Here is a 26,592-nt window from a genome sequence, read left to right as displayed (position 1 = left end):
TGCATTCCCTCGTTGTCGATTCATGGATTGGATGGTCTTGCCTGCCGTTCAGAAAACCAGTTGCGCCGTGTCGCAGCCGATGGACAGGGCCTTGATGTCGGTGCGGCCCACCTCCAGGCCCAGCGTGTCCTTGAGCACGCTGGTCAGCAGCGTGCCCACGCCGTTGAGGATGGGCTTGAGCACGGTGGTGACCAGCGGCTTGAGCAGGGTGCACAGGGCGCCGGTGCAGGTGAGGTTGTTGTCGCGGTTGAGCAGGGACTGGATCTCGGGGCTGTTCGGGTTGATCGTGTACAGGTACTGCGGATGCGAGGTCAGCAGCTTGGTTACGTTGTTCTTGACGCAGCCATTCCAGTTGAGCAGCGAGCTGAGCAGGCCCGCGCAGCTCTGGTAGCCGTTGTCGTAGGTGGAGATGCCCAGCACATCCAGCAGGCCGCCGGGCACGCTGGTGTAGGAGTTGAGTGCGGCCGAGAACGTGCCGCTGGGCCAGGTGGAAGACGGGCAGGCCACCAGCAGGCAGGACTTGGCGATGGCGTTGTTGAACGTGAAGTTGGACGTGAGCAGCGGCGGCATGTAGTCCTTGTCGCCGGCCACGCCGCGCCCGCTGAGCAGCAGGTTGGTGAGGCTGGTCACGTTGTAGAGCCCGTTCACCATGGAGGCGTCCAGGTAGGAGCCCAGCAGGCGCGTGGTGATGTCGGTGGGCGTGCTGTTCGGTGGCTGCAGCAGGCCGCTGAGCAGGTTGAGCAGTCCCGTGACGATGTTGTTGACCGTGTCGCCCAGCGCCAGCTGGTTCACCTGCGTGGAGCGGTTGGTCTTGGACCAGTTGGGGTCGGCCGGGTCTTCGTAGCCGGGCTCCATGCCCAGGCCCGTTGTGGAGTCCGTGTACTCCAGTGCCGGCACCCACAGCTTGCCGTTCAGCACGGGCAGGTGCAGCAGGGTGATCAGCTGCTCATTTAGCAGGCCCTTCTCGCAGCTTTGCTTGTTGTTGGGGTCCATCTTGCCCACGCAGGCGTTGAGGATGGAGGACTTGACCGACAGGTCCATGGTCTGCGGGCTGGCGCTGCACTGCAGCGCCGTCAGCGTGCCGGTGGCGTTGGTGATGTCCACGGCAATGGGCAGCTTGACCTGGGTGCCCAGGATGTCCTTGACCAGCCATTTGAGTGCGCCGCCCAGCAGCTGGTCCGTGTCCACGTTCAGGTTCAGGCGGATCTGCGCGCTGTAGCCCTGCGTGCCGACGGGGCCCACGGCAATGGTGGGCGGCTGCACGATGGTCAGCTGGCCCTTGATGAGCCCGGCCACATCCAGCTGGTTGGCCTGCAGAGCGTGGCCGTTGGCGCCGATGGCAATGGCCGTCTTCAAGAGGTCGCCAATGCCCAGCTGCACGTCCATGGCCGCGTTCAGCGGATCGGTGCGGCCGGCGCCCAGGAAGGCGAACAGGCCCTTCTGGTCATCCAGGCTGCCCAGCGGGATCTTGATGGTGCTCAGGCCCGCGTTGATGATCTGGGTCTTGAGCGCATTGAGCTGCACGGCCAGCGCGTTGTCGGTGATGGCGCTGATGGAGGCGTCGATCACGTTCAGCAGGGTGACGCTGGCGATGTTGGCCAGGCCCTCGGGCGACAGCGCGCGCAGCTGCTCTATGCCCAGGTTCACGCCCAGGGCCTTGAGCAGGCCGGCCGGGCTGATCTTGGCATCGGCCAGGCCCTTGGAGTCCAGCAGGGTCAGCATGCCCACGTCCAGCCCCACCAGGCCCAGCAGCCCGCCCAGCGGCGTGTCCTTGTTGAAGCGCAGCAGCTGCGAGCCCACCTGGAAGGACGCCACCGAGTCGTTGCGCATGGCAATGGCCTCGGCCACCACGGCACGGCTCCAGGGCCCGGGGAAGATGGTGGGCGAGGTGCCTCCCACCGTCACGCGCGCCGCGTTGAGCGGGCCGGAGCTGGCGTCGAAGAAGCGGCCGCCGCTCGATTGGCGCGCCGGGTCCGCCGGGTTCCAGTTGCCGCAGCTGACCACGGTCTGGCTGCTGTTGCGGGTCAGTGGAACCGGCCAGTTGGCCGTGATGCTGTCCTCGCCCGCCGTCACGCATGCGGCGCGGTTGCTGCGCTCGGCATTGATGGTCTGGGCCGCCTGGGTGGCCGCCAGATCGGCAATGCGCTGCAGGTCACGCTTGGCGTAGTACATGTAGCCCAGGTCCACGACGCCGAGCAACAGGAACAGCACCGAGCCCAGCAGGGCGAACTGCACGAGCAGGCTGCCGCCTTGCCGGCGCCCTTGCCCGCGCGTGCGGGGGCGGTGTGCGGATGCGGGGAGGTGGGTGAGCATGCTCTGGTCCTCCTGTCTAGCTGCCGGGCGCAAGCCTGATCAGGCTGCGGGACTCCAGGCGCGTGGGTTCGCCCAAGGTCTGGCTGCCCACCTGCAGGCCCTGGCCCAGCACGGGGGGAAGCATGTACACCACGCTCAGCGTGGCCTGGGAAGTGCCCCAGTTGATCTGTATCTGGGTGGGCGCCGTGCCCGCTGGAATGCCGCTGGCCGCCAGGCTCTGGTTCACCACATCGCTGGTGGCCTGCAGGATGTTGGCGCGTTCGGCCGGCTTGGCCGGGTTGTAGCCCGCCATCCCGCCAAAGGCCAGATGCTGGACCATGCGCGCGCCATCGCCCGTGGCACGCGCCAGCGACTGCTGGGCCTGCAGCACGCGCCAGTACACGAACATGCCCATCAGCAGCATCACCATCACCCCGGCGATCAACGCGAACTCCACCGCTGCCACGCCACGCTGCCGCCTGCGCAGCCCTGCCGTGAAGGTATCGCCGGTGTCCTGCATGAACTCGGCCGATGCGGCAGGGCGTGCCCCACGCACGGCATGCCCCAACCCAGGGACACCGAGGAAGGGCCGCCCCGCCCCGAGGGTGTCGCCGGTGGCCCGTATGCCCCCCTCCCGCGAAGCGAGAGAGGGGGAAGGCGCGAAGCGACTCAGGGGGAGCTTCATAGCCCCCCCCTGTCCACCATGATGTTGGCGCTGGCCGTCAACGTGGTGGGCATGACCAGGCCGAAGCCCGGCAGGGCGGGCGCTATCGGGCTGGTTCCATAAGGGATGGTGAAGCCCACGCGCACCATGCAGCGTTCGGCAACCAGCACGCCGCAGGTCAGCGTGGCCGAGCACAGTTCGCTGTTCTGCAGCCTGCAGATGCGCACGTCGATGCTGCCAGCCGTGGGCCTGAGGTCGGCGGGCAGCCAGTCGAGCCGCTGCTGCACCAGGCTGCGGGCCGCGTCCAGGCGGGCGCTGCGGCTGGTCTGGTAGCGCAGCGTGGCCCGCGCGGCGTCTTCGGCGGCGGCCTGCATGGATTCGCGCACCAGGAACGCCAGCCCGTAGCTGATGCAGGCATACAGCAGGGCAAAGAACACCGGGAAGATGATGGCCCACTCCAGCGCATACACCCCCCGCTGCCGCAGGCTGGCAGGTCGGTGGGAGCGGTGAGCGCGGGGTTGGAGCCGGGTCATGGTCGTTCCTGCAAGCCGTGGCCGGGGCCGGCCTCAGTTCTTGCCGCCGGCTTCGACGCCGGTCTTGTACAGGGCGGGGATTTCCGTCTCGAAGCTCTTGAGGTAGCGCGCATAGCTGCGCCGCGCCTGCTCGCCCGCGATGGGGCGCGCACGCTGGCCCGGCTGGCTGTGCTGCATTTCCAGCAGCCGCAGGGTGCCCCCGCCGATGTCGATCTCGCGCCGGGGCAGGTACATCACGGTTCCATCGGGGTTGGTGTAGAGCGTGTAGCCGACCAGGATGGAGTCGGTGGAGGGCTCGGCGAACACATGGGGCCGTGCGTCCACCTGCTCGGGCGGGCTCTGCACTTCGCCAAAGGCCTGGGCATGCAGCGCGGCCGTGGGAAGCAGGGCCAGGCCGGCGGCCAGCAGCCAGGGGGCCAGAGCGTTGGCGACTGCAGTGCGGCGCGGTGGGTCCATGCGGTATGTGTCTGGCATGTCGTGCTCCTCAAAGTGGCGAGGCCGGTGCTGCGCCTGCGGCGCCGGGCGGCTCGGAAAGAAGAATGCGCCGGGTGATGCCGGCCGGCAGGGTCTCGGGCAGGGCCTCGGTGGCGCGTGCTTCGGGGCGGGTGCCCAGGGTCGGCACAGGGGGTAGTGCAGGGGGCAGCACAGAAGGCAGCACAGGGGCGCTGGACACAGCGGCACCGGCACCGGCACCGGCACTGGCCTCTGCGGGCAGGCTGTCGCCGCGCAGGCGCACGGCATCGCGCACGCTGGCCAGCTGTGCCTGCAGGGTCTGCAGCGAGGTCTGGTCGATCATGGGCAGGGCGCCCTTGGCCTGGGGCTGGGCCAGCTGGCGCAGCAGCTGCGACGCCTGGGCCTGGTTGCCGCTGGCCAGCCAGAACAGCGCCATGTTCAGCTGCACCCGTGCGTTGGCCGGGGCGAGTTGCGAGGCCTGCATGATGGGCATCTGCGCGGCGGCCAGCCGGCCGTCGAGCATGTGGGCGTAGGCCAGGTCACTGAGCACGTTGGCGTCGATGGGGTTGAGCTGGCGCGCCTTGTCCAGCTGCTCCACGGCCTGGCCATACTGGCCCTGGCTTGCGTACAGCAGGCCCAGGCCGCGCCGCGCCCGCGCCGTGGTGGCGCCCTGCAGCAGCGCCAGGTAGGCCTGCCGGGCCTGCTCGACCTGGCCGGTGTTGCGCAGCGCGTCGGCCCGCATCAGGCGCGACTCCGGGTTCACGCCGTACTGCTGCTCGAAGGCTTCGGTGTGCGCCAGCGAGGCATACCACTGGCCCGCCTGCTGCATCTGCGTGATCAGGTCCAGATAGGTCTGGGCGTTGTCCACCTGGGTGGCCTGCTGGGCGTTCTGCAATTGCTGCTGGGCCTGGGCGGCGGTTTCCTGCTGCGCGGAAGGGGCGCCGTAGCCCTGCGGCCCCTTGCTGGCGCAGCCGGCCAGGGCCAAGGCCAGGGTCGCCAAGGCTGCCAGGGTTGCAAGGGGTGCTGGTGCTGGTGCTGGCGTCCGCCCTGCGCGGGTGTTTTCCTGGTGTCGCATGCCTAGCGTCCTCCCATGGTGGTCAATGCCCTGATCACGGCCAGGAAGCCGGGGCCCGCCGTGATGACGAGCAGGGCGGGCAGCAGCGTGAGGACCATGACGCCCGTCATCTTGACGGTGATGGAACCTATCTTTTCCTTGAAGCTGGCCTGGCGCTTTTCGCGCAGCCGGATGCTGAATTCCCGCAGCGGCTCCTGCACGGCGCCGCCGTGCTTGTCCACCTGCACCAGCAGGTTGACGATGGCGCTCATGTCGTCGTCGGCGCTCATGTTGACCATGCGCTGGAAGGATTGCTCGCGCGTGCGCCCGCTGTTGTAGAGCTGGTTGGCCAGGGCCAGCTCGCCGCTGATGACGCGCAGCACGCTCTTGAATTCCGAGGCCAGGATCTGCAGGCTCTGGTCCACGCTCAGGCCCACGCCCTGCAGCAGCCGCAGCAGGTCGACGAACAGCGGCAGTTCCTCGACCACCTGCTCGCGCCGGCCCTTGGCCCGCGAGCGCAGAAACCATTTGGGAAGCATGAGCCCCAGGCTCACCCCGAGAAAGCCGTACATCAGCGCCGCGTTTTCGCCGGGGCGCAGCACACCCAGCGCCAGCAGGGGCAGGAGCACGCACAGCACCATGCGGCTGGCCACATAGGCCATGCTGCCGTTGCGCGTGCCCACGCCGGCCTGGTCCAGCAGCTTGCGGTCCTCATCGGCCAGCAAGGCCTTGGCCACGCCCCATTGCAGCCAGGCCGGGGGCGGGAGGTTGGCGGCCACCGCCTGTGGCGAATCGGAGGAGCGCACGTTGATGGACAGCGGGTTGAGCAGCTGCGCGTCGTTGGCCTGCATGGCGCTCTTCGTGGCGGCCTTCGGGGTCGATGCGGTATCGCGCGCCTGCAATATCCTGGCGACCTGGCTGGAGGCACGGGCCGAGCGCCACAGCTTCCACACCAGGGCGCAGGCCCACAGCACCAGTCCCAGCGCGCCCAGGCTGATGCTGGCGATCCACAGTTGCTGCGTGGTCATGCGTGGCTCCTTGCGCAGACGGATGGGTGGGCCTGTGCTGTCATGGGTTCACCTCAGCTTGGCCAGCCGGTAGAGAAGAAAGGCGCCCAGGGCTTCCAGGGCGGCGGCGACCAGGACCATGGTCTGGCCGCTGTCGTCGTTCCACATGCGCATGAAGTAGCCGCGGTTGATCACCATGATCAGCGTCCCCACCACCAGGGGCAGCAGGGCCAGCACCCAGGCCGACATGCGGATCTCGGAGGACAGCGCATGCAGCTCGCGCTCGGCGGACTGGCGGTCGCGGATGTAGGCCGAGACACGCTCCAGCACCAGGTCGGCGCGGCCGCCATAGCGCACGCTCATGCGGAACACGGCGGCCAGCAGGCCGAATTCGGGCAGGCGCCAGTTGCGCTCCAGCTGGCCCATGGCCTGCCCCAGGTCGGGCGATGCGCTGAGCATGGCCGCCGCCTGCTGCAGCGCGTCGCCCAGCGGATCGGGGACGTTGTTCAGCGCCATCTGGAAGGCCGCATGCGGCGAGTTGCCGATGGAGATCAGGCGGACCATGTTGTCCAGGAAGCCGGGCAGTTGCTGCAGCAGTCTTTCGCGGCGCTTGGCCTGCCGCCGCCAGATGCCGAAGGCCAGCACCACGGCATACAACACGGCCACCACCAGCCCCGCGGCAGCACCTGCCTGGCTGGTCGCCAGCAAGGCCAGCACCAGGCCGGTGATGGCGAACAGGGCCAGGGTGTTGGACGAGATTCCCCAGGACTGGACGCCCAGCCGCTGGGCCAGCCACTGCACGGCAGCGGGTGAGGGCGCGGGCTGCGCCGCGGGGGCGCGGAAGGCGGGCTCGGCCATGGGCGGGGAGGGCGAGATCACCTCCCGGTGGCCGTCCACGCTGCGCTTCATGTGCAGGTTGATCGACTGCTCATGCTCCTTGCGGCGCCCGCGCATGATCACCCACAGCGCCAGTGCCAGCAGCAGGCAGGCCAGCGCGCCGAGGATGAGGACGGCGGGTGCCAGGCCTGTCATCGCACGCCTCCGTGGCCGGTCTGCTGCTGCATGCGCCACCAGCTCAGCAGCTTGGGCGAGTGCGGCGAGATGCCCAGCGACACCCACTGGTCGATCTCCTGCCCGTCAGGGCCCACCTGGGGCTCGTAGCGGTACAGCTCCTGCATGGAGATCATGTTGTCCGTCATGCCCGTGACCTCGGTCAGCGACAGCAGGCGGCGGCGGCCGTTGGACAGGCGGCCGATCTGCACGATGAAGTCCACGGCATTGGCGATCTGGCGGCGCAGGCTGACCTCGCTGCCCTGAAAGCCCGCGAAGCCGGCCAGCATTTCGGCGCGGTACAGGCATTCGCGCGGCGAGCTGGCGTGGATGGTGCCCATGGAGCCGTCGTGGCCGGTGTTCATGGCCTGCAGCAGCTCCAGCACCTCGCCGCCGCGCACTTCGCCGACGATGATGCGGTCCGGCCGCATGCGCAGGCTGTTGCGCAGCAGGTCGCGGATGCTGACGTGGCCCGAGCCGTCAAAGCCACCGGGGCGGCTTTCCAGCCGCACCACGTGGTTGTGGTTGAGGGCCAGCTCGGCCGTGTCCTCGATGGAGACGATGCGCTCGCTGCCCGGGATGAAGCTGGCCAGCGCATTGAGCAGGGATGTCTTGCCCGAGCTGGTGCCGCCGCTGACCAGGATGTTGCAGCGCGCCTGCACGGCCATCTCCAGGATGCGGCAGATGTCCTGGTTGAAGGTGCCCAGCTGCACCAGTTCGGGCGGTGTCAGCGGGTCCTTGCGGAACTTGCGGATGGAGACCGAGGGACCGTCGATGGACAGCGGCTCGATGATGACGTTGATGCGCCCGCCATCGGGCAGGCGGGCATCGACCATGGGGCTGGACTCGTCCAGGCGCCGGCCCAGCGGCGCCAGGATGCGGCGCACGATGCGCAGCACATGCTCGTCGTCCTTGAAGTGCAGCGTCTCGCGCTGCAGCACGCCGCCGCGCGAGACGTAGATGTTGCCGTGGCCGTTGATGAGGATGTCCTCGACCAGCGGGTCTTCCAGCAGCGGCTGCAGCGGCCCCAGTCCCGTGAGCTCGCGCGTGAGGGCGCGCGCCACCTGCAGCGCCTCCTGCTCGTTGACGGGCACGGAGTGCAGGCGGATGAAGCTGTCCAGCTCCATCAGCACGAACTGCGCGATGGCGGCCTGCGACCAACGGCCGAACTCGGCACCCAGCTCCTCGATGCGGCTGAGCAGGTGCTCGTGCGTGCGGTTCTTCAGGTCGAGGAACAGCGCGCTTCGCTCGAACTCGCTGGCCTGGGCGTCGGCCAGATGGGAATAAGCCGTGGTCGTCATGGTGCGTTCAGCTTCTTGTTCGGTGGAAGAAACGGTTCAGACCCCGGGCGGGCGCGGCCTGATCGCCCGCATGGGCCTGGTGGTGGGTGGTGATCAGCAAGGTGGCGAGCTTGTCCACGGCCTGCACATAGGGCTCGCGCTGCAGCCGGCTGGGCAGCAGCTGGCCCTGGTTGACGGCCTGGACCAGTTCGCGCCGGCGCTCGGGAATGGTGGCCAGCAGCGGCAGCTGCAGTTGCCTGGCGATCTGCGGGGCCTCCAGCTCCAGCTGGCTGTCGTGCCGACTGACGATGAGCTGCACGCGCTCGCGATCGACCTTTTGCTCGTCGAGCTGGCGCAGCAGCTCGGTGGTGGAGACCACGCTGGCCACGCTCTGGTCGCACACCACCCAGATCTGGCTGGCGCGCAGCGCCACGCGCATGGCCAGCTGCGTGGGCACGACGGCCCCCAGGTCGGCCACGATGTGGCGGAAGTACTGGCGCAGGCGCAGCAGCAGCGCGTCGGCATCGGCATAGGAGACGTCGCGCAGGCGGGCGGGCTGGCGCGGCAGCGTGAGCAGGCGCAGGCCGCTTTCATGGCGGGCCAGTCCCGTCGATGCCAGGCGCCGGTCAAAGCGGCGCAGGTTGTTGACGGCCTCGATGAAGTCGAAGTCGCCCAGCGTGCCCAGGTACAGCCCGCAGTCGCCGCTGGGAAAGCCCAGGTCGATGAGCAGGCCGTCCAGCGTCTCGTTGCTGATCTCGCGGGGCGTGGCGTCCTTGCCCGGCACGGCCGTCGTGCCATGCAGGCGCTTTTGCAGGTACCAGGCCAGGTGCGATGCCATGAGGCTGCTGCCCAGGCCGGCGCGGGCCGACATGATGGCGGTCAGCGGCGCGTTGGGCATGCCCGAGGCCGACGGGGGCACGCGCTTGATCAGATCGATCACCGTCTGGTGCGCGGCCTGCACGGGGCCGTCCACGTCGAGGAAGTCCTGCACCCCGGCGCGCAACGCGGCCAGCATGCACTGCGGGTACTTGGTGCGGCCCACGGCCAGGCAGGGCAGGTGGGGGTGGGAGATGTGCAGCTGGGAGGCCAGGTGGGCCGCCTCGTCGGTGGACAGCGGGTCGAAATGCACGAGCACGGCATGCGGCATGTAGCGCTGCACCTGCTCGGTGACGTTGTCCTGGAACCGCGCCACATGCAGCCGTGCGCCGTCCAGCATGTGCTGCAGCCAGGCCTGGGCCAGCGAGCTTTCGGGGGTGCCTGCGTGGATGAAGAGCAGCTCCACCTGCAGGTCGTTGTCGAGCGGCTGAGGCGTCGGGCGGGGCGCGGCGGGCGCGGGCATCCTGTCCAGTGGTGACTTGTCCTGTGCAAGCGGTGATCTGTCCTGCGCAAGCGCATCGGTGCCGGGCTGCGGCTTGCCGGCCAGCGAGGCCGAGGAACGCAGCCCCAGCAGGGTCTCCAGCGAGGTGGGTGAGCCGATGGCCGGCGAGCCTGTGGCGTCCACAGGCGAATCGGTTGCGGTGGGCTTGCTTGTCATGTCGTCAGTACGAGAAACCGGGTACGGCGGTCTGGGTGCTCATTCCGCCGGCGAGGTAGGGCAGCCAGACCTTGCCGGCGTTGCGCTGCTCGGATTGCGCACCGGGCAGCAGGGCTTCGAGATTGGTGCTGGCGGGAAGCGGGTGGACCAGGCGCGGGGTGACGATGATCACCAGCTCGGACTCTTCCTGCGTGTAGTTGAGGTTCTTGAAGAAGGTGCCCAGGATGGGCAGATCGCCCAGCACCGGCACCTTGCTGACGTTGGAGGTGGTGGCACGGCTGACCAGCCCGCCGATGACGAAGCTCTCGCCATCGGCCAGCTCCACCGAGGTGTCGGCGCGGCGCGTGCGGATGGCGGGCACGGTGACGCCGCTGATGGTCACGCCGCTGTTGAAGTCCAGGTCGCTGGCCTCGGGCGAGACCTTCAGGGCGATGCGATCGTCCGACAGGATGGTGGGCGTCAGCTGCAGCTTGATGCCGAATTCCTTGTACTGGATGGCAATGTTGCCGTCGCGCGCGGGCACCGGGATCGGCAGCTCGCCGCCGGCCAGGAAGCTGGCGTTCTGGCCGGTCTGGGCCAGCAGGGTCGGCCGGGCCAGCACGCGCGCCATGCCGTTGCCTTCGAGGATGCTCAACTGCGTGACGATGCCGGCGCCGCTGAAGGCCTTGCCGAAGGTCATCACCAGGCTCATGGCGCTGGCAATGGCCGACGAGGTGTTGTTGGACACGCCGCCAGAGCCCGAGCCTCCCGTGCCGCCCGAGCCGGTATTGCCCGTTCCCGTTCCTGTCCCCGTGCCGTTGGTATTGGTGCTGATGCTGCCCACCACGCCGGGGCTGAAGCTGCCGAAGCTGAAGCCCTGGTTGTTGCGCCCGCCGCTGTAGATGTTGACGCCGATGCGCTTCATCGCGGATTTCTTGAACTCCACCACCTGCACGTCCACCTGGACCGTGTTGCTCTTGACGTCGATCTGAGAGTTGTCCACCAGCAGCGTCTGGGCGGGCGCGTACTGGCGCAGTTCGGCCACGGCCTGGGCATGTTCTGGAACCGAGGTCAGGCGCTTTTCCAGCAGCAGGTGCTGGCCGCGGACCTGGACCTCCCAGCGCTGGGGTGCGCCACCTTTCTGGGGCCACACCACCAACGTGGTGCTGCCCTGGGCCTTGGGCGTGAGCAGCAGCTCGGTGCCGCCGGAGCCGGAGCCGGCACTGGCGCCGGAGCCCGGCGTGGCGCGCAGCAGTTTCACGTCCAGCACATTGGGGTCGCCCACGGCGATGCGGCCCGGAATACTGGCCAGCGGCATCAGGTGCTGGCGTCCGGCCACCAGCTGCAGGGAATCGCCAGAGGGCATGTCCCCGGCGTCGGGGGCGTGCATGCCCTGGACGGCAGCGGTGTCCGCAGGCGCCGACACCGCTGGCGGCAATGCCAGCAAGGCCATGCTGCCGCACAGCGTCCAGACCGCGCGCTGCAGCGGGGTTGCTCCGGCCGTCGAGATGTTCTTGCACTTCATGGCATCTCCCTCTTGTTGTGTGTTTTCAGTAGTTCACCATCTGCACCGCGGCTCCGTTGTGCAGCTCCACGGTGCGTTCGCGCGGGGCCCGCTGCGGCGGCGGCCGCACAGCGGGTGCGAAGGCCGTCATGGGCTGGGCGGCAGGCTTGCGGATGTTCCTGGCGTCGGCGCCGGTGGCCAGGTCCTGCATGCGCAGGCCGGCGAAGGCGCGGTCTGCGCCCTCCAGTGCCTGGTCTTTCCGGAGGCGGCCCGCCACCGGCTGCAGTGCGCCGGGCAGGGCGGCGAAGAGCTTGGGATCGGGCACGGACAGGTCGTCCGGGTTGCGCAGCGCCAGGGTGAGCTGGCCGAATTTCTCGGCCAGCGTGAGGCGCTCCACATCGTCCAGCGGCACGGCCAGCACGGCCGATTGCACGTTCTCAGGGCGCTGGCCGGTCTGATCCGCAGCGCTGGCGCGGCGCAGCGACGAGCCGGCCGATTCCTTGTCCTGCTGCGCCTGGCGCTGGACGGCCGACATGGGTGGGCGTTCCACGCTGCCGGAGCCGTAGGCGAGCACGCGGCTGCGCGCCAGCAGCAGCCGGGTCTGCGCGTCCACGGGGGCCTGGTCGGACTTGCCGTCCAGCGTGAAGTAGACATCCACGAAGTCGCCGGGGCGCACATGGTGGCCCGCGGCCATCTGCTCCCGGATGGCAATCGCCAGGGCGCGCTGTCCCGGCTCCAGCTGCAGGGCCAGGCCGCTGAGCAGTTGCTGCTCGAACAGCGGGGTGCCCGGGGTGAGCGCCATCAGCGTGGTGCGGCCCAGCACGTCGTCGGTCGCGGCAAAGCTGCCGGGTACGGGGGGCGGGCAGCTGGGCCAGCTTCACATCCTCGCTGCCGATGCGCTGGCCTGCGGCAATGGCCTGGGCCACGACCACGACGGCATGCTGCGGCACGGGCTCTGGGGCCGGCTGCGCCGAGGCGGCCGGCGAGGGCTGGGCCACGGGGCGTGCGGGCTGGCTGCCCAGCAGCCAGGCAAGGCCTGCGAGCACGATGGCCAGCCCCACCAGCAGTCCGGCAAGAATCTTGGTGAGGTTCATGGCTGGGGCTCCTGGTGCAAGTGGGTGGCGACGGTGTTCAGGCATGGGGGCTGCCCTGGCGCTTTCCTGCCATGGCGCAGAGGGTCCGCCAGGGCAGGAAAGCGTCCGGATAGCGCACAGCGGCGGCTTGCGGCGGGGCCGGGCCGTGTGGTGCGTGGCGAGGGGAAAGCGATCTGCATGGGCATCTCCCGTTCAGGCAAGCGGCTGGCTGTGGCGCCAGGCCAGGGCGATGGCCGCAATGGCCATGTAGCCGGCATAGGGAATGGAGCGCTGGGGCTGGCGCGGTCCATCGGTGGCGCCTGCGGGCTGAGACGCAGCGCCCAGGGGTGCCAGGCGGGCCGCCCAGGCCAGGGGCAGCCGGGCCTGCAGCCACAGACCGGTGGGGCTGTGGCTCAGGTGGCGCAATGACAGCACCAGAAGGCCGTGCAGGCCGGCCAGCAGGCTGCCGCCGGTCCAGATCAGCAGCAGGTCGAAGCTCAGCCCGAACCACAGCCCTGCGACCGCGCCGAACTTGACGTCGCCCGCTCCCATCCAGCGCAGTGCATAGAAAGGAAGCAGCACGACAAACCCCGCCAGCAGTCCGGCCAGCGCGTTCCAGGCCGAGACCTGGAACGGCTGCGCCCCACTGGCCAGTGCCGCCGCGCCTGTGGCCAGGCCGAGCAGCACCATCCAGTTGCGCACGCGCCGGATGCGCAGATCCATGACCGCAATCGTTGCGAGCCATGTGATGCAGACGCACAGCCATAGCGAGGTCCACTCCATCTTCAGGGGGCAAGTCCGTTGAGCTTGGTGGCCAACCGGTTGAACAGTCCGTTCAGATCGGTGCCCAGCGCGGTGGCGCCCACGACGATGCCCACGGCAATCAGGCCGGCAATCAGCCCGTATTCGATGGCGGTGGCGCCTTCCTCGTCTTTCCAGAAGTTCTTGATCATTTCGGTCATGGCATGGTCCTTTCGGTTTGCAAAATGCCTTGGCGCCGGGGGCGGAGGCAAGCCCCGCCCGAGCCCGGCCAGATCGCGCCGGAGCCGGCGCTCAGGGAACGAAGCCGGTGAGCTTGGTGGCGATCCGGGTGAACAGCCCATTCAGGTTGGTGCCGAGCGCGGTGGCGCCCACCACGATCCCCACGGCGATGAGGCCGGCGATCAAGCCGTACTCGATGGCGGTGGCGCCTTCTTCGTCTTTCCAGAAGTTCTTGATGATGTCGGTCATGGCATCGTCCTTTCGGTTGCAAAAGCCCATCGTTTTCGATGGCGGCGGCTGGCGATGGGCACAAGCCGGCCGCTGCACGGGAAACCTCACTTGCCGCTTCTCACTTCACCACTGCTGTCGCAAGGCGGTGGTTGGAAAAGCGTCTGAAACGGGGCGCAACTGCTGCTCAAGGCGCAGCTGTATTCGTTGGGGCATGGCGCTGGCGGACAGGGTGGCCACGGCAGCGTCCTGGGGTTCGGGGCGGCTGCGCGAGGGCGCAGGGCCGGGCGCGTTCCCGGGCTCGTCCATGGGGGCAGTGCCTGGCGCACCACCACCTGCCGGAATCGGTTTTTGCGGGGTGAACAGCGCGTTCAGCCATTGATCGGGCGGGTCCTGGGGCAGGAGGCGGCCGGTGGTGCGTGCCAGGCGCAGTTCGTTGATGCGCTGGTCGTAGATGGCGTCGGCCTCGTCCAGCAGCAGGCGCTGCATGTCCAGCTGGGCGTCCAGCACCTGGGCCAGGCTGCCGCGGCCGACTTCGAGCAGGCGGCGGCGCCCCTCGAAGGCGGCGCGCGCCTCGCGCACGGCGTCGGCCAGCTGGCTTTCGCGCTGGCGGCCGGACTGGGTGCGTCCCCAGGCGGCGGAGGCGGTTTCGCGCACCTGGCGGCGCACGGTTTCCTGCTGCGCTTCCTGGGCCTGCAGTTCGTTGATGGCCTTGAGGATGCGGTCGCGCAGCTCGAAGCCGTTGCCGAAGTTCCAGCTCAGCTCCACGCCGTAGCGCGTGCCCTCGGCATAGAGCACGCCGCTGGGGTCGCGCGTGTGGGCCACCACGGCGGCCAGCGTGGGAAAGCGCTGGGACTTGCTGCGGTCCACTTCGGCGCGGGCCTTCTCGATCTGCTGCTCCATCTCCTGCAGCTCGGGGCTGACGGTTTCGGAGGCCTGCAGTGCCGAGTCCTCGTTGGCCGGCATCCATTGCACGGGCACGTTGAGCTGGGGCAGCCAGCCGGGCTGGGGCGTGAAGCCGAAGTAGCGCGTGAAGCGGGCCTGCGCATCCATGCGCTGCGACTCCAGCGCATGCTGCTGGGCCAGGGCGCCGGCCTGGCGCGAGGCGGCCTGGCGCAGGTCGTTGCGGCCCACAGCGCCCAGTTCGGCGCGGCGCTCCTCGATGCGCGCGAGCTGGCCGATGATGCGCGCCGACTCGGCCGCCACGCGGGCCTTGTCCTCGAAGCGGTGCAGCTCCAGCAGGGCGGTCAGCGCCTCCAGCAGCACGTTCTGGCGCGTGCCGTAGAGCACGCTGCCCTGGGCCGCCTCCTGCGATTCGGCCGAGCGTATGCCCGCGCCGATGGCGCCGCCGTCCAGCAGGGCCATGCGCACTTCGGCGTTGACGGCGGTGTAGGACTCGCGGCCCCGGCGCAGCTTGGCATCGCCCGTGTTGGTGCCCACCTTGAAGGTGGGCCAGCGCGCGCCGCGCGCGGTGTTCACGTCATGCCCGGCCGATTCCAGCGCGGCGCGCGCCTTGCGCACGTCGGGGTATTCGTCGATCAGGGCGTAGAGCGCATCGAGCAGGCGGCGCTGCCCGCCGTCGCTGGCCAGGGTGCCGGGCGTGAGGTGCTGGGCCAGGCGCAGGACCACGGGGTCCGGTGCGGCTGCGGCCGTGTTTGCGGATGTGGATGCGGGTGCGGCTGCGGCTGCGGCAACCATGCCGATGTCCGTATCAAGGTCCCTGTCCGCCGCAGCCACGGGCGCGGCAGCGGCCTGCAGCGCCTGCAGTGCGGACAGGCAGCAGGCAGCGGCCAGCAGCTGGCGCAGCCGGGTGTGGCAGCGGGCGTGCCAGCCCATGGAAGGGGAGGTCGGGCGGCCTGGCATCAGGGCTCCCGGAAGGCTTCGCTCTGGATGCGCAGCACGGGCCGCAGCAAATACCAGATAAAGGGTTCGTGGCCCAGCAGCAGGTCGAGTTCGGCCTGCATGCCGGTGGTGATGCGGTTGTCGGTGCGGCCCACCCAGGGCTGCTCCAGGCTGGCCTGGATGCGGAAGTACGAGGGCGAGTCGGCCAGGTTGGGATCGCGGTCGGCATCGGCCGCCACCAGGGTGACCTGGCCGGGCACCGAGCCGTAGCGCAGGAAGTCGTAGGCCGAGATCTTCACCCGGGTGGCCTGGCCGGGGCGCACATAGCCACGGTCGGCGGGGCTCAGGCGCGCCTCGACGATGACTTCGTCCTTGTCCGGAACGATTTCGAGGATGGGCTCGCCGGGCTTGACCACCCAGCCTGCGCCCGAGCTGCGCAGGCCCTTGACGAAGCCGCTGGTGGGCGCCAGCACGGCCGTGCGCGTGCGCTGGGTGCGGGCGCGCACCAGGTCTTCGTTGAGGCTGGCCAGCTCGCGTTCGGTCTGGGCCAGCTCGTCGGAGGCGCGGCGGCGGAAGGCGCCCTGGGTCTCCTGCAGCTTGGCCTGGGCCTGCTCGATCTTGGCGCGGTTGCTGAAAAGCGTCTGGCGCGAGGCAGCCAGCTCGGCCCGCACCTGCTCCAGCGCCCGCTGCTTGTCCAGCACTTCAAGCTGGCCTATCAGCTGCTCGGAGGCGAGCTGGCCGGCAATGGAGGCCTCCTGCTGGTGCAGGCGCAGATTGGTCTCCAGCCCCTCGATGCGCGCCTGCACCTGGGCCACGTCGCCGCGCGCCTGCTGCAGCTGGGCCTGGGCTGCGGCAAGGCTGCCCTGGTGCTCCAGCGCGCGTGCCGAGAAGGCGCCCAGCTCGGCCTGGACCACCTGCGCGTCCAGGTCGGCGGGGAAGGCGGTGCGCTGCAGCGGCCGGCCCTGGCTTTCCGCACCCAGACGCGTCTTGACGGCCTGGGCCGTGGCCATGCGGGCGGTGAGCTGTTCGAGGTTGAGGCTGTTGCTGCCCAGGTCGATTTCCAGCAGCGGCTGGCCCTGGGTCACGGCCTGGCCTTCGCGCACATGGACGGCGGTGACGATGCCGCCTTCCAGATGCTGCACGGTCTGCACGCGGTCGGAAGGGATGACCTGGCCGCTGGCGACCACCACGTTCTCCACCGGATAGAACAGGCCGGTGACCACCAGGGCGGCGACGGGAATGACGAGCAGCCACTTGCCCCGCGCCAGGGCGGTTCGGCCAGGGGTGGGGGGCGTTGTGCCGGACGCGTCCGCAGGCGGCTGGCCGTGCACGGCTGCCTGCGCTTCGCTCGACTGGCGCAGCACCAGGGGGAGGTCGTCGTAGCGCCCGGCCCTCATGAGGCAAGCTCCTGCGCCACGGCGGGGTGATCGGTATGCGGGGCCGGGTCGGCCGGCGTAGCGGGGGCTGCGGACGCTGCGGATGCTGCGGAAGCCGCAGGCTCGCGCGCCGTGCCGAACAGCTGGGGCAGCAGCAGCTGGGGCGAGCCATGCTCGATGCCGCCGTCGCCGCGCACATGGTAGAGATGCTGCGCCATGGAGGCCACGCGCAGCGAGTGCGTGACGACGATGACCGTGTGCTTGAGCGCAATCTGCCGCAGCGTCTGCAGCAGCGCGGTTTCGCTCTCGAAGTCCAGGTCGTTGCTGGGCTCGTCCAGGATCAGCACCGAGGGGTTGCGCAGGAACAGCTGGGCCAGGGCCAGCTTGCGCAGCTCGCCGGCCGACAGGCCCGCGCCGCCTTCGCCCAGCACGGTCTGGTAGCCCTGGGGCAGGCGGCTGATGAAGCCGTGCGCGCCCGAGATCTGGCAGGCGGTGACGATCTTGTGGTCGTCGGCATCGGGGTTGACCAGGCGCAGCCCGTCCACGATGGGGCCGCTGAACCAGTACACCTGCTGGGCCAGGCAGCCTATCCAGCGGCCCAGTTCGGCGCGCGGGAACTGGGCCATGTCGTATTCATCGATGAAGATGCGCCCCTGCGTGGGCTGGTAGAGGCCGGCCAGCAGCTTGGCCAGGGTGGATTTGCCGGCGCCGTTGCGCCCCACGATGGCGTGCAGCCCGCCGGGGCCGATCTCCAGCGATGACTGCTCCAGCGCCACATGGCCGCCCGGGTAGTGGAAGCTTGCCTGGTCCAGGCGCAGCCGGCCCTGGGGCCGGGGCAGGTCCACGGTGTCGGTCATGGCCTCAACGGGTTCCTCCAGCACGGCCTGCAGGCGGCGTGCGGCCTCGTTGGCATGGGCCAGCGAGCGCCAGTTGCTGGCCAGTTGCGAGATGGGGCCCAGCGCCTTGCCCGACAGCAGGTTCACGGCCATCAGGCTGCCGATGCTCATCCACTGCGCATTGATGGCAATGGCACCCACGGTGATCACGGCAATGGAGAACAGCGTCAGCAGCACGGTGCTGGCCTCGCGTGCGTTTTCCATCTCGCCGTTCTTGCCAAAGCTCTCGGCCAGCCAGCGGTCATAGCCGCTTTGCCAGTTCTGGCGTGCGGCGGCGTCGTAGCCCAGCACCTTGAGCGTGGCGCGGGCATTGCAGATCTCGGCCGTGCCCCGGTCCAGCATGCGGGCCTGGGCGATTTCCTCCACGCGGCCGCTGCGCACCTCGTCGGCCCACCACCAGGCCAGCACGCCCATGATGAGCATGGCCACCAGAATCACCGGCAGCACGGGCCAGGCAATGATGCCGATGACCACCAGGGCCAGCAGGGCCATGGGCAGGTCCAGCAGCGAGGTCGCCAGGCCCCCGGACATGCCCGAGCGCATGGCGCTCACGTCGCGGAACAGCTGCAGCCACTGGCTGGAGGAGCGCTGCTCCAGCGCGGCCAGCGGGTGGCGCAGCATGGAGTGCATCAGCGCCTGGGACACGTCGCGGTCGATCATGGCGCCGGCTTCGCGCAGGGCGCGGGCGCGCCTGCGCCGCAGCCACCATTCCACGCCCAGGAAGAACAGCACGCCCGCCACCATGGCCGTGAGGGTGGCGGTGCCGCCACGCGCAATGACGCGGTTGTAGACCTGCAGCAGGAAGATGGACGGCAGCAGGCCCAGCAGACTGATGGGCAGCGACAGCCAGCCAGCCCGGCGCAGCTGGTGCGCAGCCCGGTCGAAGGACTCGGCGATGGCAGATGCAAAAGCCCCCACCGTCTCCGTTCCCGACGGCATCGCCGTGGCCTTGGCCAACTGACGGGGAAGAAGGTATCGGATCATGTTCTGATGGGCTTAGTAAGCATCTTTACAAAATGTAAAGGTACTCGTTTCACAAACACTGTAGCGAGTTATATACAGCCCTCTATAAGTTTTATTCAATCAAGAATGCATGTTCATTTGTTTTTGATGTGGATCAAAGCAGGGAGCCTGAATAGACGCTATTAAATGGCCCCCGTGCCCACTGAAACTATCCCGTATGGCATCGGCCGCCAGGGCAAGATTGGTTGTGGCGCGGCCGGCCAACAAAACCGTATCGCCTTTATGGGTTGTTCTCAGCAGCGAGCAAATCAGCTGATTCAGATCGTCATACCAATTGACGTGCAAAAGATCGCCCAAGGCTGCCGCCAGCGGCCTGAGCGGCTCCCCATACAGCAGCACGCGCCGGGCCTGGGCATCCCGCACCAGCGGCTCCAGGGCCAGCTGCGCAGCGTCGATGCTGGCTTGGCCGGGCTGTATGCCCGCCAGCACGATCAGCCTTCTGCTCACATGGGGAGCGACCGACTGCAGCTGGGAAAATGCAGCCGTCATGGACAGTAAGTGGTTGCTCAGGCTGTGGTCCAGCAGGCAGATTCCACTGGGCAGGAGCTGCGGCTGCCCGGCTCCGATCATGGGCTGCCAATGGGCCAGGGAGGCCTGCACCTGTGCGGGCGCATAGCCCAATGCATGCAGGGCCGCCAGGGCCGCCTGCGCATTGAGTGCCATGTGGTGGCCGTCGGATTGCAGGGAAATGCCCAGGCGAAGGCTGCCCATGCCTATTTGCAGATTTCCATTGTGAAACCCCATTTCACGGACCTGTGCATTGCAATGGGGGCCAAACGTGATCAGGCGCAGTCCCATGCGTTTGGCATGCTCAATAACACTGGGGTTTTCACCTATGTCCTGATCGGTGACCAGCGCACTGCCTTTGTGCATGAGCTGCATGGCTTCAAGCACTTCCTGCAATGCTTCGTATTTTCTTTCACCGGACAGACCGGCCTGTCCGGAGGGCTGGGACTCCCCTGAATGGGGGGTGTTATTTATTGAAAGATTAGTAATAACCAGAATATCTGGGTCAATCAGCGGCAGGTCGGCACGCAGTGCCTGCAATGGCAGCTCCAGCAGGGCGCAGGGCGAGGCCTCGCTCCAATTGATCATCTGCAGCGCCGTGCCCTGGGACAGCAGGGCATCGCCACGCGCGTCTCCCCCGTCCTGCAGGCACTGGCGCATCATGCCCAGGGTGGAGGTCTTGCCCACGCAGCCGCTGACGGCGACCACGGGCGACTGGATGCGGCGGCGGGCCGCCTGCGCCAGATTGCGCAGGCCCTCTTCCATATCAGGCACATGCAGCACCGGCACGCCGTGGTCCAGCAGGCCCTGCGGGCTGCTGCTGATCAGCGCCGAGGCGCGCAGCGTGGGCAGGGCCGCAGCCTGCACGCCCAGGGCCATGCCCGCACGCCGCACCAGCACGGCGGCGCCGGGCTGGTGGTGCAGGCGGCTGGCGTCCAATCCCGCGCAGCCGGTGCCGCTATCTGTGCCGGGATCTGTGCCGGGCTCTGTCGTTGCATCCAGCCAGCACCCGTTCATCAGTTCAGCCAGGGAAGCTCTGTCCCAGGACATGGACGGGTACATGGAGCCCGCTGTGGGCGGGAAAGCCGGCTGACCCGCAGTCTCATCGGCCCGCGACGCGAGGGAGAGTGATGGCGAGGGCGGGGAAGCTTTGGCAGGGCTGTCGCCCGCGCTCAAGCCGTGGCCTGCCTGCGCAGGCAGTGCGTCTTCCCCGGATTCGGCCGCGGCATGGCTGGTGGCCGCGCGCAGTGCCTGGGTCAGAGCGTCCAGCAGTTCCAGGCCTGCCAGGCTGGATGCCAGCAGCCAGGCGATTTCGCGCGGGGACTGCAGCACCTGGCGCAGGCTGCCATCGGCAAAGGCTGCATGGCGGCGCCGGGCGGGCGGCAGGTACAGCGCCTGCTCAGGCCAGATGGCGCGCTGGGCCATGCCTTGCAGATGGCGCTGCAGGCTGATCTGCCATTGGCGCAGCAGGTCGGTGGGCTGCGGCTCCAGGCCTGCGTCGAGCTGCAGGCTCTCGACCAGGGCAATGCCTATCCAGCGTGCACAAGGGGGGCTTGCCTCCTCGCCACTTTCGCCATCGTCGCCATTGCCGCCATCCATGCCCAGCAGCTGCGGCAGCGCGGCCTGCAGGAAGGCGGCAGGCAGGGCCGCCGTGTCGGGCAGGGCGCTGCGCGCCGCGCGCAGCGTGGGGCTGTCGCTGGTGGGGGGGCGCGAACTTGCATAGACATGCATGGCCAGCTCGGCCCAGGTCAGCATGGGCTGGCCGGAGCGGGGTGTGCCGGCTTCAGCGGCATTGGCAGCGTCGGCGGCCTGGGCAGCGGCGGCAGCCTTGGTGGTGCTGGCCGAAGCGGCAGCCATGGACAGCAGGCTTTCCGCCAGCGGGTCCATCAGCGCTGGAATGCGGGCGCGGGCCTGGCTGTCGGCTCCCGGCCCCAGGACAAAGCTGTTGCGCAGGTGGCGGGCCAGCACCAGCATGGCCAGCGCGCTGGGCAGGCAGTCGCCGGGCAGTGGCTGCAGCCGTTGCTCCACATGGTCCACGGCCAGCGCAATGGCCTGCGCCAGCGCGGCGCTGCCCGCATGGCGCTGGGCCTGCAGCAGGGCGTAGGTCACGCCCAGGTGGTCGCAGACATCCCCGCAACCGGGCCAGCTTCCGTCCTTGCCCTGCTGCGCCAGCAGTTGCTGCAGCGCAGCGTGCACGGGCACGAGGTGGGGCCAAAGGCGCTGCTCCGGCGGGTCGGTGCGCGGCACGGCCATGGCGGGCTGCTCCCCGCTGATATAGATGCCGCGCAGGTGCAGCAGCAGGCAGGGCGGGTGCAGGGGCCGTTGGGCGCTGCCTGTTTCACTGCCCAGCGGGTGCAGATCTGGCAGCAGGGGCTGCAGCAGCTGCGCACGCTCCAGGCTGGCATCAGCCAGGGCCAGGGAGCGCATGGGCGCCTGGGTCCAGGCGCTGCAGTCCGGCAGCGGACTGTCCGCCTTCAGGGGCGTGATGTCCTGCGCCCAGTCGATGCGCAGATCGACCTCGTCACGCTTGCGGGCCCAGGCCCATTGGCGCACGCGTGTCGCACCCTCGCGCCAGGCAGCCTCCAGCGTGGTAGCGCGCACGTGGAAGACGGAGGCAACCTTGTTCTCGGCCGACACCGTGAAGAAAAGAATGCAGCCGGGGTAGGGTTCGGGCAGCAGCACCATGTGCCGTGCCAGGTACTCCAGGCCATTTGCCAATTGCTGCGACAACATGCTCTCGGCCTCGGTCAGGGTCATTGGGAGGCTGCTCTTCCCGTGGGGACGGGACGCCGGGCCGCGGTGCACCGACCGCGTGCGGATCTGTTCCTTCATGGCGGCCCGGCGGCAGGCGGATGCGGAGCGCGGCGGCTCAGCGGTAGTCGAATTCCACGCGCCGGTTGCGCTGGTGGGCTTCTTCGCTCGTGCCTTCGTCGGCCAGCCGCTCCTTGCCGTAGCTGACGGACTCCACGCGGGCCGGGTTCACGCCCAGCAGCTGCAGGCTGTTGCGCACCGCGTCGGCACGCTTTTGGCCGAGCGCCAGGTTGTATTCGATGCCGCCGCGCCTGTCCGTATGGCCGCGCAGCATCACCGAGCGCCCGGGATTGCTGCGCAGCCACTGCGCATGGCTTTCCACGATGGCCCGGTCGCTGTTGCGGATGGTGTAGGCGTCGAAGTCGAAGTAGACGATGTGGGCGACGTTGGCGGGCCCGCGCTGGTCGGCCTGCGTGGTGGCCACCACGGGCGCGACGCCGGAGCTTGCCGGCGCCGGGGCCGGGGCCTTGCCGAAGGCGTAGTGGTGCTCGGAACGCTGCATGCTGGTGGTGGCGGTGGATCCGCAGGCGGCCAGCCCTGCGGCCAGCAGCACGATGGTGCATAGCCTGAAAGTGTGTGACATGGAGGATCTCCTGGGACGTGCGCCGCCACCGTGGGGCGGCGGCGCAGGGGATGGATGCGGCGCCCGCAGGCGCCGCGGCCGCTCAGAGCAGGGTGTTGTGGTGCAGTTGCTGCGTCAGCACGCTGGCTGCTGCATCGGCCGTGCTGCTGGCATGGCTGCTGATGGAGGTGGCAATCGGATCCAGCTCGGCGACCGAGGCCGCTGCCGCGTGCGATGTGCCACCCAGCAGGCCACCGAGCAGCCCGCCGCCGGACGATCCCCCCAGCAGCCCGCCCAACAGGCCGCCGCCGCTGCTGCCGCCACCCAGCAGGCCGCTGACGATGCCGTTGTTGCCGGCCACCGTGTTGACCACGCCGCTGACGATTCCGTTGTCGCCGGCCACGGTGTTGACCACGCCGCTGACGATTCCGTTGTCGCCAGCCACGGTGTTCACCAGCCCGCTGACGACACCGTTGTCGCCGGCCACGGTATTGACCACGCCGCTGACGATGCCGTGATCACCAGCCACCGTGTTGACCAGACCGCTGACAACACCGTTGTCACCCGCCACGGTGTTGACCACGCCGCTGACGATGCCGCTGCCACCGGCCACGGTGTCGAGCACGCCGCTGACGATGCCGTTGTTGCCTGCCACCGTGTCCAGCACGCCGCTGACGACGCCGTTGTCACCGGCCACGGTGTTGAGCACCCCGCCGACGACGCCGTTGTCGCCCGTCACGGTGTTCAGCAGGCCACCGACCAGGCCCGATCCGCCAGTGAGGCCACCCAGCAGGCCGCCGTCACCGCCCAGCAGTCCGCCAACGATGCCGTTGTCGCCCACCACCGTGTCGAGCAGCCCGCCGACCAGGCCGGAGCCGCCCGTCAGACCGCCAGTGAGGCCGCCCAGCAGGCCGCCGTCGCCGCCCAGCAGTCCGCCAACGATGCCGTTGTCGCCGACCACCGTATCGAGCAGGCCGCCGTCGCCACCCAGCAGACCGCCGTCGCCACCCAGCAGACCGCCGACCAGGCCGTCATCGCCGAGCACGCCACCCAGCAAGCCGCCGTCGCCGCCGACCACACCACCCAGCAGGCCATCGCCGCCGGTCAGGCCGGCCAGCACGCCGTTGACGGTGCCGATCACCGGCTGCAGTGCCTGGCCCGGGACCTGCGTCAGACCGTTGGCCAGGTCCGTCACCACACCCAGCGGACCACCGTTGACCTGGGTCACGCCTTCCACCAGGCCCGTGACCACGGACAGGGCGCCGGTGCCGGGGTCGATCAGCGCATCCAGCACCTGGCCCACAGGCGCTCCGGCCGTGCCGCCGAGCAGGTCGCCAACGGTGTTTTGCACCGTGGTGACAAGGCCGTCGCCGCTGCCTGTGCCGCCGCCCGGAACCAGGCCGCCCAGCAGACCGCCGACCAGGCCGTCTTCGCCAAGCACGCCACCCAGCAGGCCTCCATCGCCGCCAAGGACGCCGCCCAGCAGGCCACCGTCGCCACCCAGCAGACCGCCGACCAGGCCGTCATCGCCAAGCACGCCACCCAGCAAGCCTCCATCGCCGCCAAGGACGCCGCCCAGCAGGCCACCGTCGCCGCCCAGCAGACCGCCGACCAGGCCGTCTTCGCCAAGCACGCCACCCAGCAGGCCGCCGTCGCCGCCGACCACGCCGCCCAGCAGGCCACCGTCGCCACCCAGCAGACCGCCGACCAGGCCGTCATCGCCAAGCACGCCGCCCAGCAAGCCGCCGTCGCCGCCGACCACACCACCCAGCAGGCCATCGCCGCCGGTCAGGCCGGCCAGCACGCCATTGACGGTGCCGATCACCGGCTGCAGCGCCTGGCCCGGGACCTGTGTGAGGCCGTTGGCCAGGTCCGTCACCACACCCAGCGGACCACCGTTGACCTGGGTCACGCCTTCCACCAGACCCGTGACCACGGACAGTGCGCCGGTGCCGGGGTCGATCAGCGCATCCAGTACCTGGCCCACAGGGGCGCCGGCCGTGCCGCCGAGCAGGTCGCCAACGGTGTCCTGCACCGTGGTGACAAGGCCGTCGCCGCTGCCTGTGCCGCCGCCCGGAACCAGGCCGCCCAGCAGACCGCCGACCAGGCCGTCTTCGCCAAGCACGCCGCCCAGCAGGCCACCATCGCCGCCCAGCAGACCGCCGACCAGGCCGTCATCGCCAAGCACGCCACCCAGCAGGCCGCCGTCACCGCCAAGCACGCCACCCAGCAGGCCACCGTCGCCACCCAGCAGACCGCCGACCAGGCCGTCATCGCCAAGCACGCCGCCCAGCAAGCCACCGTCGCCGCCGATCACGCCGCCCAGCAGGCCGCCGTCGCCACCCAGCAGACCGCTGACCAGCTCGCCGATGCCGCCTTCACCCAGGCCGCTGCCCAGGCCGGCAATCAGGCCGTTGAGCGTGCCGATCACCGGCTGCAGGGCCTGGCCGTCCACCTGGGTCAGGCCGTTGACCAGTTCGGTCAGCACGCCCAGAGGGCCGCCGTCCACGCTGGTCAGGCCTTCCAGCAGGCCGGTGACGACCGAGGCCGTGCCATCGGTGGGATTGGCCAGCGCGTCCAGCAGTTGGCCCACAGGGGCTGCGACGGTGCCGCCGAGCAGGCCGTCCACCACGTCCTGGACCGTGGTGACCAGGCCGTCGCCGCTGCCGCCGCCCGTGCCGCCGGGGATCAGGCCGCCCAGCAGGCCGTCCACCAGCTCGCCGATGCCGCCCTCGCCCAGTCCGCTGCCCAGGCCGGCAATCAGGCCGTTGAGGGTGCCGATCACCGGCTGCAGTGCCTGGCCGTCCACCTGGGTCAGGCCGTTGACCAGTTCGGTCAGCACGCCCAAGGGGCCGCCGTCCACGCTGGTCAGGCCTTCCAGCAGGCCGGTCACGACCGAGGCCGTGCCATCGGTGGGATTGGTCAGCGCGTCCAGCAGTTGGCCCACAGGGGCTGCGACGGTGCCGCCGAGCAGGCCGTCCACCACATCCTGCACCGTGGTGACCAGGCCTTCACCCGTGCCACCGCCCGTGCCGCCACCGGGCACCAGGCCGCCCAGCATGCTGCCGACCAGTCCGCCCAGCCCATCTTCGCCCAGGCCGTTGCCCAGACCGGCAATCAGCTCGTTGAGCGTGCCGATCACCGGGGCCAGGCCTTCGCCGTCCACCTGGGTGAGGCCGTTGACCAGCTCGGTGAGCACACCCAGGGGGCCGCCCTCCACATTGGTCAGGTTCTCCAGCGCGCCGGTCACGGTGGACAGCAGTCCGTCCGTGGGATTGGTCAGCGCATCGAGCAACTGGCCCACGGGGGCCGCCACGGTGCCGCCCAGCAGGCCGTCCACGACGTCCTGCACGGAGGTGACCACGCCGCTGTCCGGCGTGCCGGGAGGATTGCCCGTTCCGCCGCCCACCAGGCCGCCCAGCAGTCCGCCCACGCCGGCCAGCAGGCCGCCCAGCGCACCGTCTTCGTCGAGCAGACCGCCGAGCACGTTGTCCACTACCGTGCCGATGGAGCCGCCGGAGCCCGCTTCGTCCAGGCCCTTGAGCAGCTCATTGAGCGTGCTGATCAGGGGCTCCAGGCCCTGGTTCTGGATGTTGACCAAGCCGTCCACCAGCTCGGTCAGCACGCCCAGCGGCCCGCCATTGGTGCTGGTCAGGCTCTCCAGCAGGCCTGTCACCCCGGACAGCGTGCCGTTGCCGGGATTGACCAGCGTATCGATCAGGTTGCCCACCGGGCCGGCCACCGTGCCGCCCGACAGTGCGCCCACCACGTCCTGCACCGAGGTGATCAGGCCGTGGCCGTCCGTGGGATCCGTCGGATTGGTGGGGTCCGTGGGATTGGTCGGGTTGGTCGGGTTCGTCGGATCCGTGGGATTGGTGGGGTTGGTCGGGTTCGTAGGATCCGTGGGGTTGGTCGGATTGGTGGGGTTCGTGGGATTGGTCGG

Annotated in this window: 20 protein-coding genes; all 20 read right to left on the bottom strand. The window is 69.4% G+C overall.

Annotated features, from left to right (window positions below; all coding sequences use genetic code 11):
* Positions 1-48: 48 nt before the first annotated feature.
* Positions 49-2,313, bottom strand: coding sequence for a TadG family pilus assembly protein (locus tag KDK82_RS29495; RefSeq protein ID WP_088166968.1), 2,265 nt, complete (start codon positions 2,311-2,313; stop codon positions 49-51).
* A 16-nt stretch (positions 2,314-2,329) separates the two neighbouring features.
* Positions 2,330-2,848: a TadE/TadG family type IV pilus assembly protein gene (locus KDK82_RS29490; RefSeq protein WP_256974576.1), complete on the bottom strand. Its 519-nt coding sequence runs from the start codon at positions 2,846-2,848 to the stop codon at positions 2,330-2,332.
* Between the two features lie 125 nt (positions 2,849-2,973).
* Entirely contained in the window at positions 2,974-3,489 is a 516-nt protein-coding gene (locus tag KDK82_RS29485; RefSeq protein ID WP_088166967.1) for a TadE/TadG family type IV pilus assembly protein, read from the bottom strand.
* Positions 3,490-3,522: 33 nt separating this feature from the next.
* Positions 3,523-3,963, bottom strand: a complete 441-nt coding sequence (locus KDK82_RS29480; protein WP_034391041.1) for a DUF3613 domain-containing protein — start codon at positions 3,961-3,963, stop codon at positions 3,523-3,525.
* A gap of 10 nt (positions 3,964-3,973) precedes the next feature.
* Positions 3,974-4,942 carry a tetratricopeptide repeat protein gene (locus tag KDK82_RS29475; protein WP_256974575.1) on the bottom strand — a complete coding sequence of 323 codons (969 nt, stop codon included), beginning with the start codon at positions 4,940-4,942 and terminating at the stop codon, positions 3,974-3,976.
* Between the two features lie 77 nt (positions 4,943-5,019).
* Positions 5,020-6,024, bottom strand: coding sequence for a type II secretion system F family protein (locus tag KDK82_RS29470; RefSeq protein ID WP_088166965.1), 1,005 nt, complete (start codon positions 6,022-6,024; stop codon positions 5,020-5,022).
* A gap of 48 nt (positions 6,025-6,072) precedes the next feature.
* Entirely contained in the window at positions 6,073-7,035 is a 963-nt protein-coding gene (locus KDK82_RS29465; protein ID WP_034391047.1) for a type II secretion system F family protein, read from the bottom strand.
* Complete coding sequence (locus KDK82_RS29460; protein ID WP_012203993.1) at positions 7,032-8,354, bottom strand: CpaF family protein; 1,323 nt, start codon at positions 8,352-8,354, stop codon at positions 7,032-7,034. Before KDK82_RS29460 ends, KDK82_RS29465 begins: the two co-directional genes overlap by 4 nt.
* A 7-nt stretch (positions 8,355-8,361) precedes the next feature.
* Complete coding sequence (locus KDK82_RS29455) at positions 8,362-9,867, bottom strand: pilus assembly protein CpaE (protein ID WP_088166964.1); 1,506 nt, start codon at positions 9,865-9,867, stop codon at positions 8,362-8,364.
* Positions 9,868-9,871: 4 nt separating this feature from the next.
* Positions 9,872-11,371, bottom strand: a complete 1,500-nt coding sequence (locus tag KDK82_RS29450; RefSeq protein WP_088166963.1) for a type II and III secretion system protein family protein — start codon at positions 11,369-11,371, stop codon at positions 9,872-9,874.
* A 25-nt stretch (positions 11,372-11,396) separates the two neighbouring features.
* On the bottom strand, positions 11,397-12,173 hold the full coding sequence (gene cpaB, locus KDK82_RS29445; RefSeq protein WP_256974574.1) for a Flp pilus assembly protein CpaB: 777 nt from the start codon (positions 12,171-12,173) through the stop codon (positions 11,397-11,399).
* Between the two features lie 463 nt (positions 12,174-12,636).
* On the bottom strand, positions 12,637-13,206 hold the full coding sequence (locus KDK82_RS29440; protein ID WP_080736810.1) for a prepilin peptidase: 570 nt from the start codon (positions 13,204-13,206) through the stop codon (positions 12,637-12,639).
* Positions 13,207-13,208: 2 nt separating this feature from the next.
* A complete protein-coding gene (locus KDK82_RS29435) occupies positions 13,209-13,385 on the bottom strand; it encodes a Flp family type IVb pilin (protein ID WP_012203998.1) in 177 nt (58 codons plus the stop codon).
* A gap of 91 nt (positions 13,386-13,476) precedes the next feature.
* The gene (locus KDK82_RS29430) at positions 13,477-13,653 is read right to left on the bottom strand and encodes a Flp family type IVb pilin (RefSeq protein ID WP_013803749.1); all 177 of its coding nucleotides are present in this window, start codon (positions 13,651-13,653) and stop codon (positions 13,477-13,479) included.
* A gap of 105 nt (positions 13,654-13,758) precedes the next feature.
* Complete coding sequence (locus KDK82_RS29425; protein ID WP_088166962.1) at positions 13,759-15,495, bottom strand: TolC family protein; 1,737 nt, start codon at positions 15,493-15,495, stop codon at positions 13,759-13,761.
* Positions 15,495-16,871: an HlyD family type I secretion periplasmic adaptor subunit gene (locus KDK82_RS29420; RefSeq protein WP_088166961.1), complete on the bottom strand. Its 1,377-nt coding sequence runs from the start codon at positions 16,869-16,871 to the stop codon at positions 15,495-15,497. Before KDK82_RS29420 ends, KDK82_RS29425 begins: the two co-directional genes overlap by 1 nt.
* Positions 16,868-18,730, bottom strand: coding sequence for a peptidase domain-containing ABC transporter (locus KDK82_RS29415; RefSeq protein WP_088166960.1), 1,863 nt, complete (start codon positions 18,728-18,730; stop codon positions 16,868-16,870). The genes KDK82_RS29420 and KDK82_RS29415 overlap by 4 nt, the downstream gene beginning before the upstream one ends.
* 99 nt (positions 18,731-18,829) lie before the next feature.
* Positions 18,830-22,033, bottom strand: coding sequence for a Mur ligase (locus tag KDK82_RS29410; protein ID WP_256974573.1), 3,204 nt, complete (start codon positions 22,031-22,033; stop codon positions 18,830-18,832).
* Between the two features lie 112 nt (positions 22,034-22,145).
* Positions 22,146-22,670 carry an OmpA family protein gene (locus KDK82_RS29405; protein WP_088166959.1) on the bottom strand — a complete coding sequence of 175 codons (525 nt, stop codon included), beginning with the start codon at positions 22,668-22,670 and terminating at the stop codon, positions 22,146-22,148.
* An 82-nt stretch (positions 22,671-22,752) separates the two neighbouring features.
* On the bottom strand, positions 22,753-26,592 hold a 3,840-nt coding region (locus tag KDK82_RS29400), incomplete at its 5' end, for a hypothetical protein (protein WP_088166958.1).

Origin of the sequence: Delftia sp. K82 (genome assembly GCF_002193035.1) — a bacterium.
GTDB classification, from domain to species: Bacteria; Pseudomonadota; Gammaproteobacteria; order Burkholderiales; family Burkholderiaceae_C; genus Comamonas; species Comamonas acidovorans.
Note: the sequence above shows the minus strand (reverse complement) of the source record. Positions and strands in the feature narration are given on the sequence as shown.

Excerpts from the sequence above, each read along its gene's own strand:
- KDK82_RS29495 (WP_088166968.1), bottom strand. The coding sequence starts at position 2,313 with ATGCTCACCCACCTCCCCGCATCCGCACACCGCCCCCGCACGCGCGGG.
- KDK82_RS29485 (WP_088166967.1), bottom strand. The coding sequence starts at position 3,489 with ATGACCCGGCTCCAACCCCGCGCTCACCGCTCCCACCGACCTGCCAGC.
- KDK82_RS29480 (WP_034391041.1), bottom strand. The coding sequence starts at position 3,963 with ATGCCAGACACATACCGCATGGACCCACCGCGCCGCACTGCAGTCGCC.
- KDK82_RS29470 (WP_088166965.1), bottom strand. The coding sequence starts at position 6,024 with ATGACCACGCAGCAACTGTGGATCGCCAGCATCAGCCTGGGCGCGCTG.
- KDK82_RS29465 (WP_034391047.1), bottom strand. The coding sequence starts at position 7,035 with ATGACAGGCCTGGCACCCGCCGTCCTCATCCTCGGCGCGCTGGCCTGC.
- KDK82_RS29460 (WP_012203993.1), bottom strand. The coding sequence starts at position 8,354 with ATGACGACCACGGCTTATTCCCATCTGGCCGACGCCCAGGCCAGCGAG.
- KDK82_RS29455 (WP_088166964.1), bottom strand. The coding sequence starts at position 9,867 with ATGACAAGCAAGCCCACCGCAACCGATTCGCCTGTGGACGCCACAGGC.
- KDK82_RS29450 (WP_088166963.1), bottom strand. The coding sequence starts at position 11,371 with ATGAAGTGCAAGAACATCTCGACGGCCGGAGCAACCCCGCTGCAGCGC.
- KDK82_RS29440 (WP_080736810.1), bottom strand. The coding sequence starts at position 13,206 with ATGGAGTGGACCTCGCTATGGCTGTGCGTCTGCATCACATGGCTCGCA.
- KDK82_RS29435 (WP_012203998.1), bottom strand. The coding sequence starts at position 13,385 with ATGACCGAAATGATCAAGAACTTCTGGAAAGACGAGGAAGGCGCCACC.
- KDK82_RS29430 (WP_013803749.1), bottom strand. The coding sequence starts at position 13,653 with ATGACCGACATCATCAAGAACTTCTGGAAAGACGAAGAAGGCGCCACC.
- KDK82_RS29425 (WP_088166962.1), bottom strand. The coding sequence starts at position 15,495 with ATGCCAGGCCGCCCGACCTCCCCTTCCATGGGCTGGCACGCCCGCTGC.
- KDK82_RS29420 (WP_088166961.1), bottom strand. The coding sequence starts at position 16,871 with ATGAGGGCCGGGCGCTACGACGACCTCCCCCTGGTGCTGCGCCAGTCG.
- KDK82_RS29415 (WP_088166960.1), bottom strand. The coding sequence starts at position 18,730 with ATGATCCGATACCTTCTTCCCCGTCAGTTGGCCAAGGCCACGGCGATG.
- KDK82_RS29410 (WP_256974573.1), bottom strand. The coding sequence starts at position 22,033 with ATGACCCTGACCGAGGCCGAGAGCATGTTGTCGCAGCAATTGGCAAAT.
- KDK82_RS29405 (WP_088166959.1), bottom strand. The coding sequence starts at position 22,670 with ATGTCACACACTTTCAGGCTATGCACCATCGTGCTGCTGGCCGCAGGG.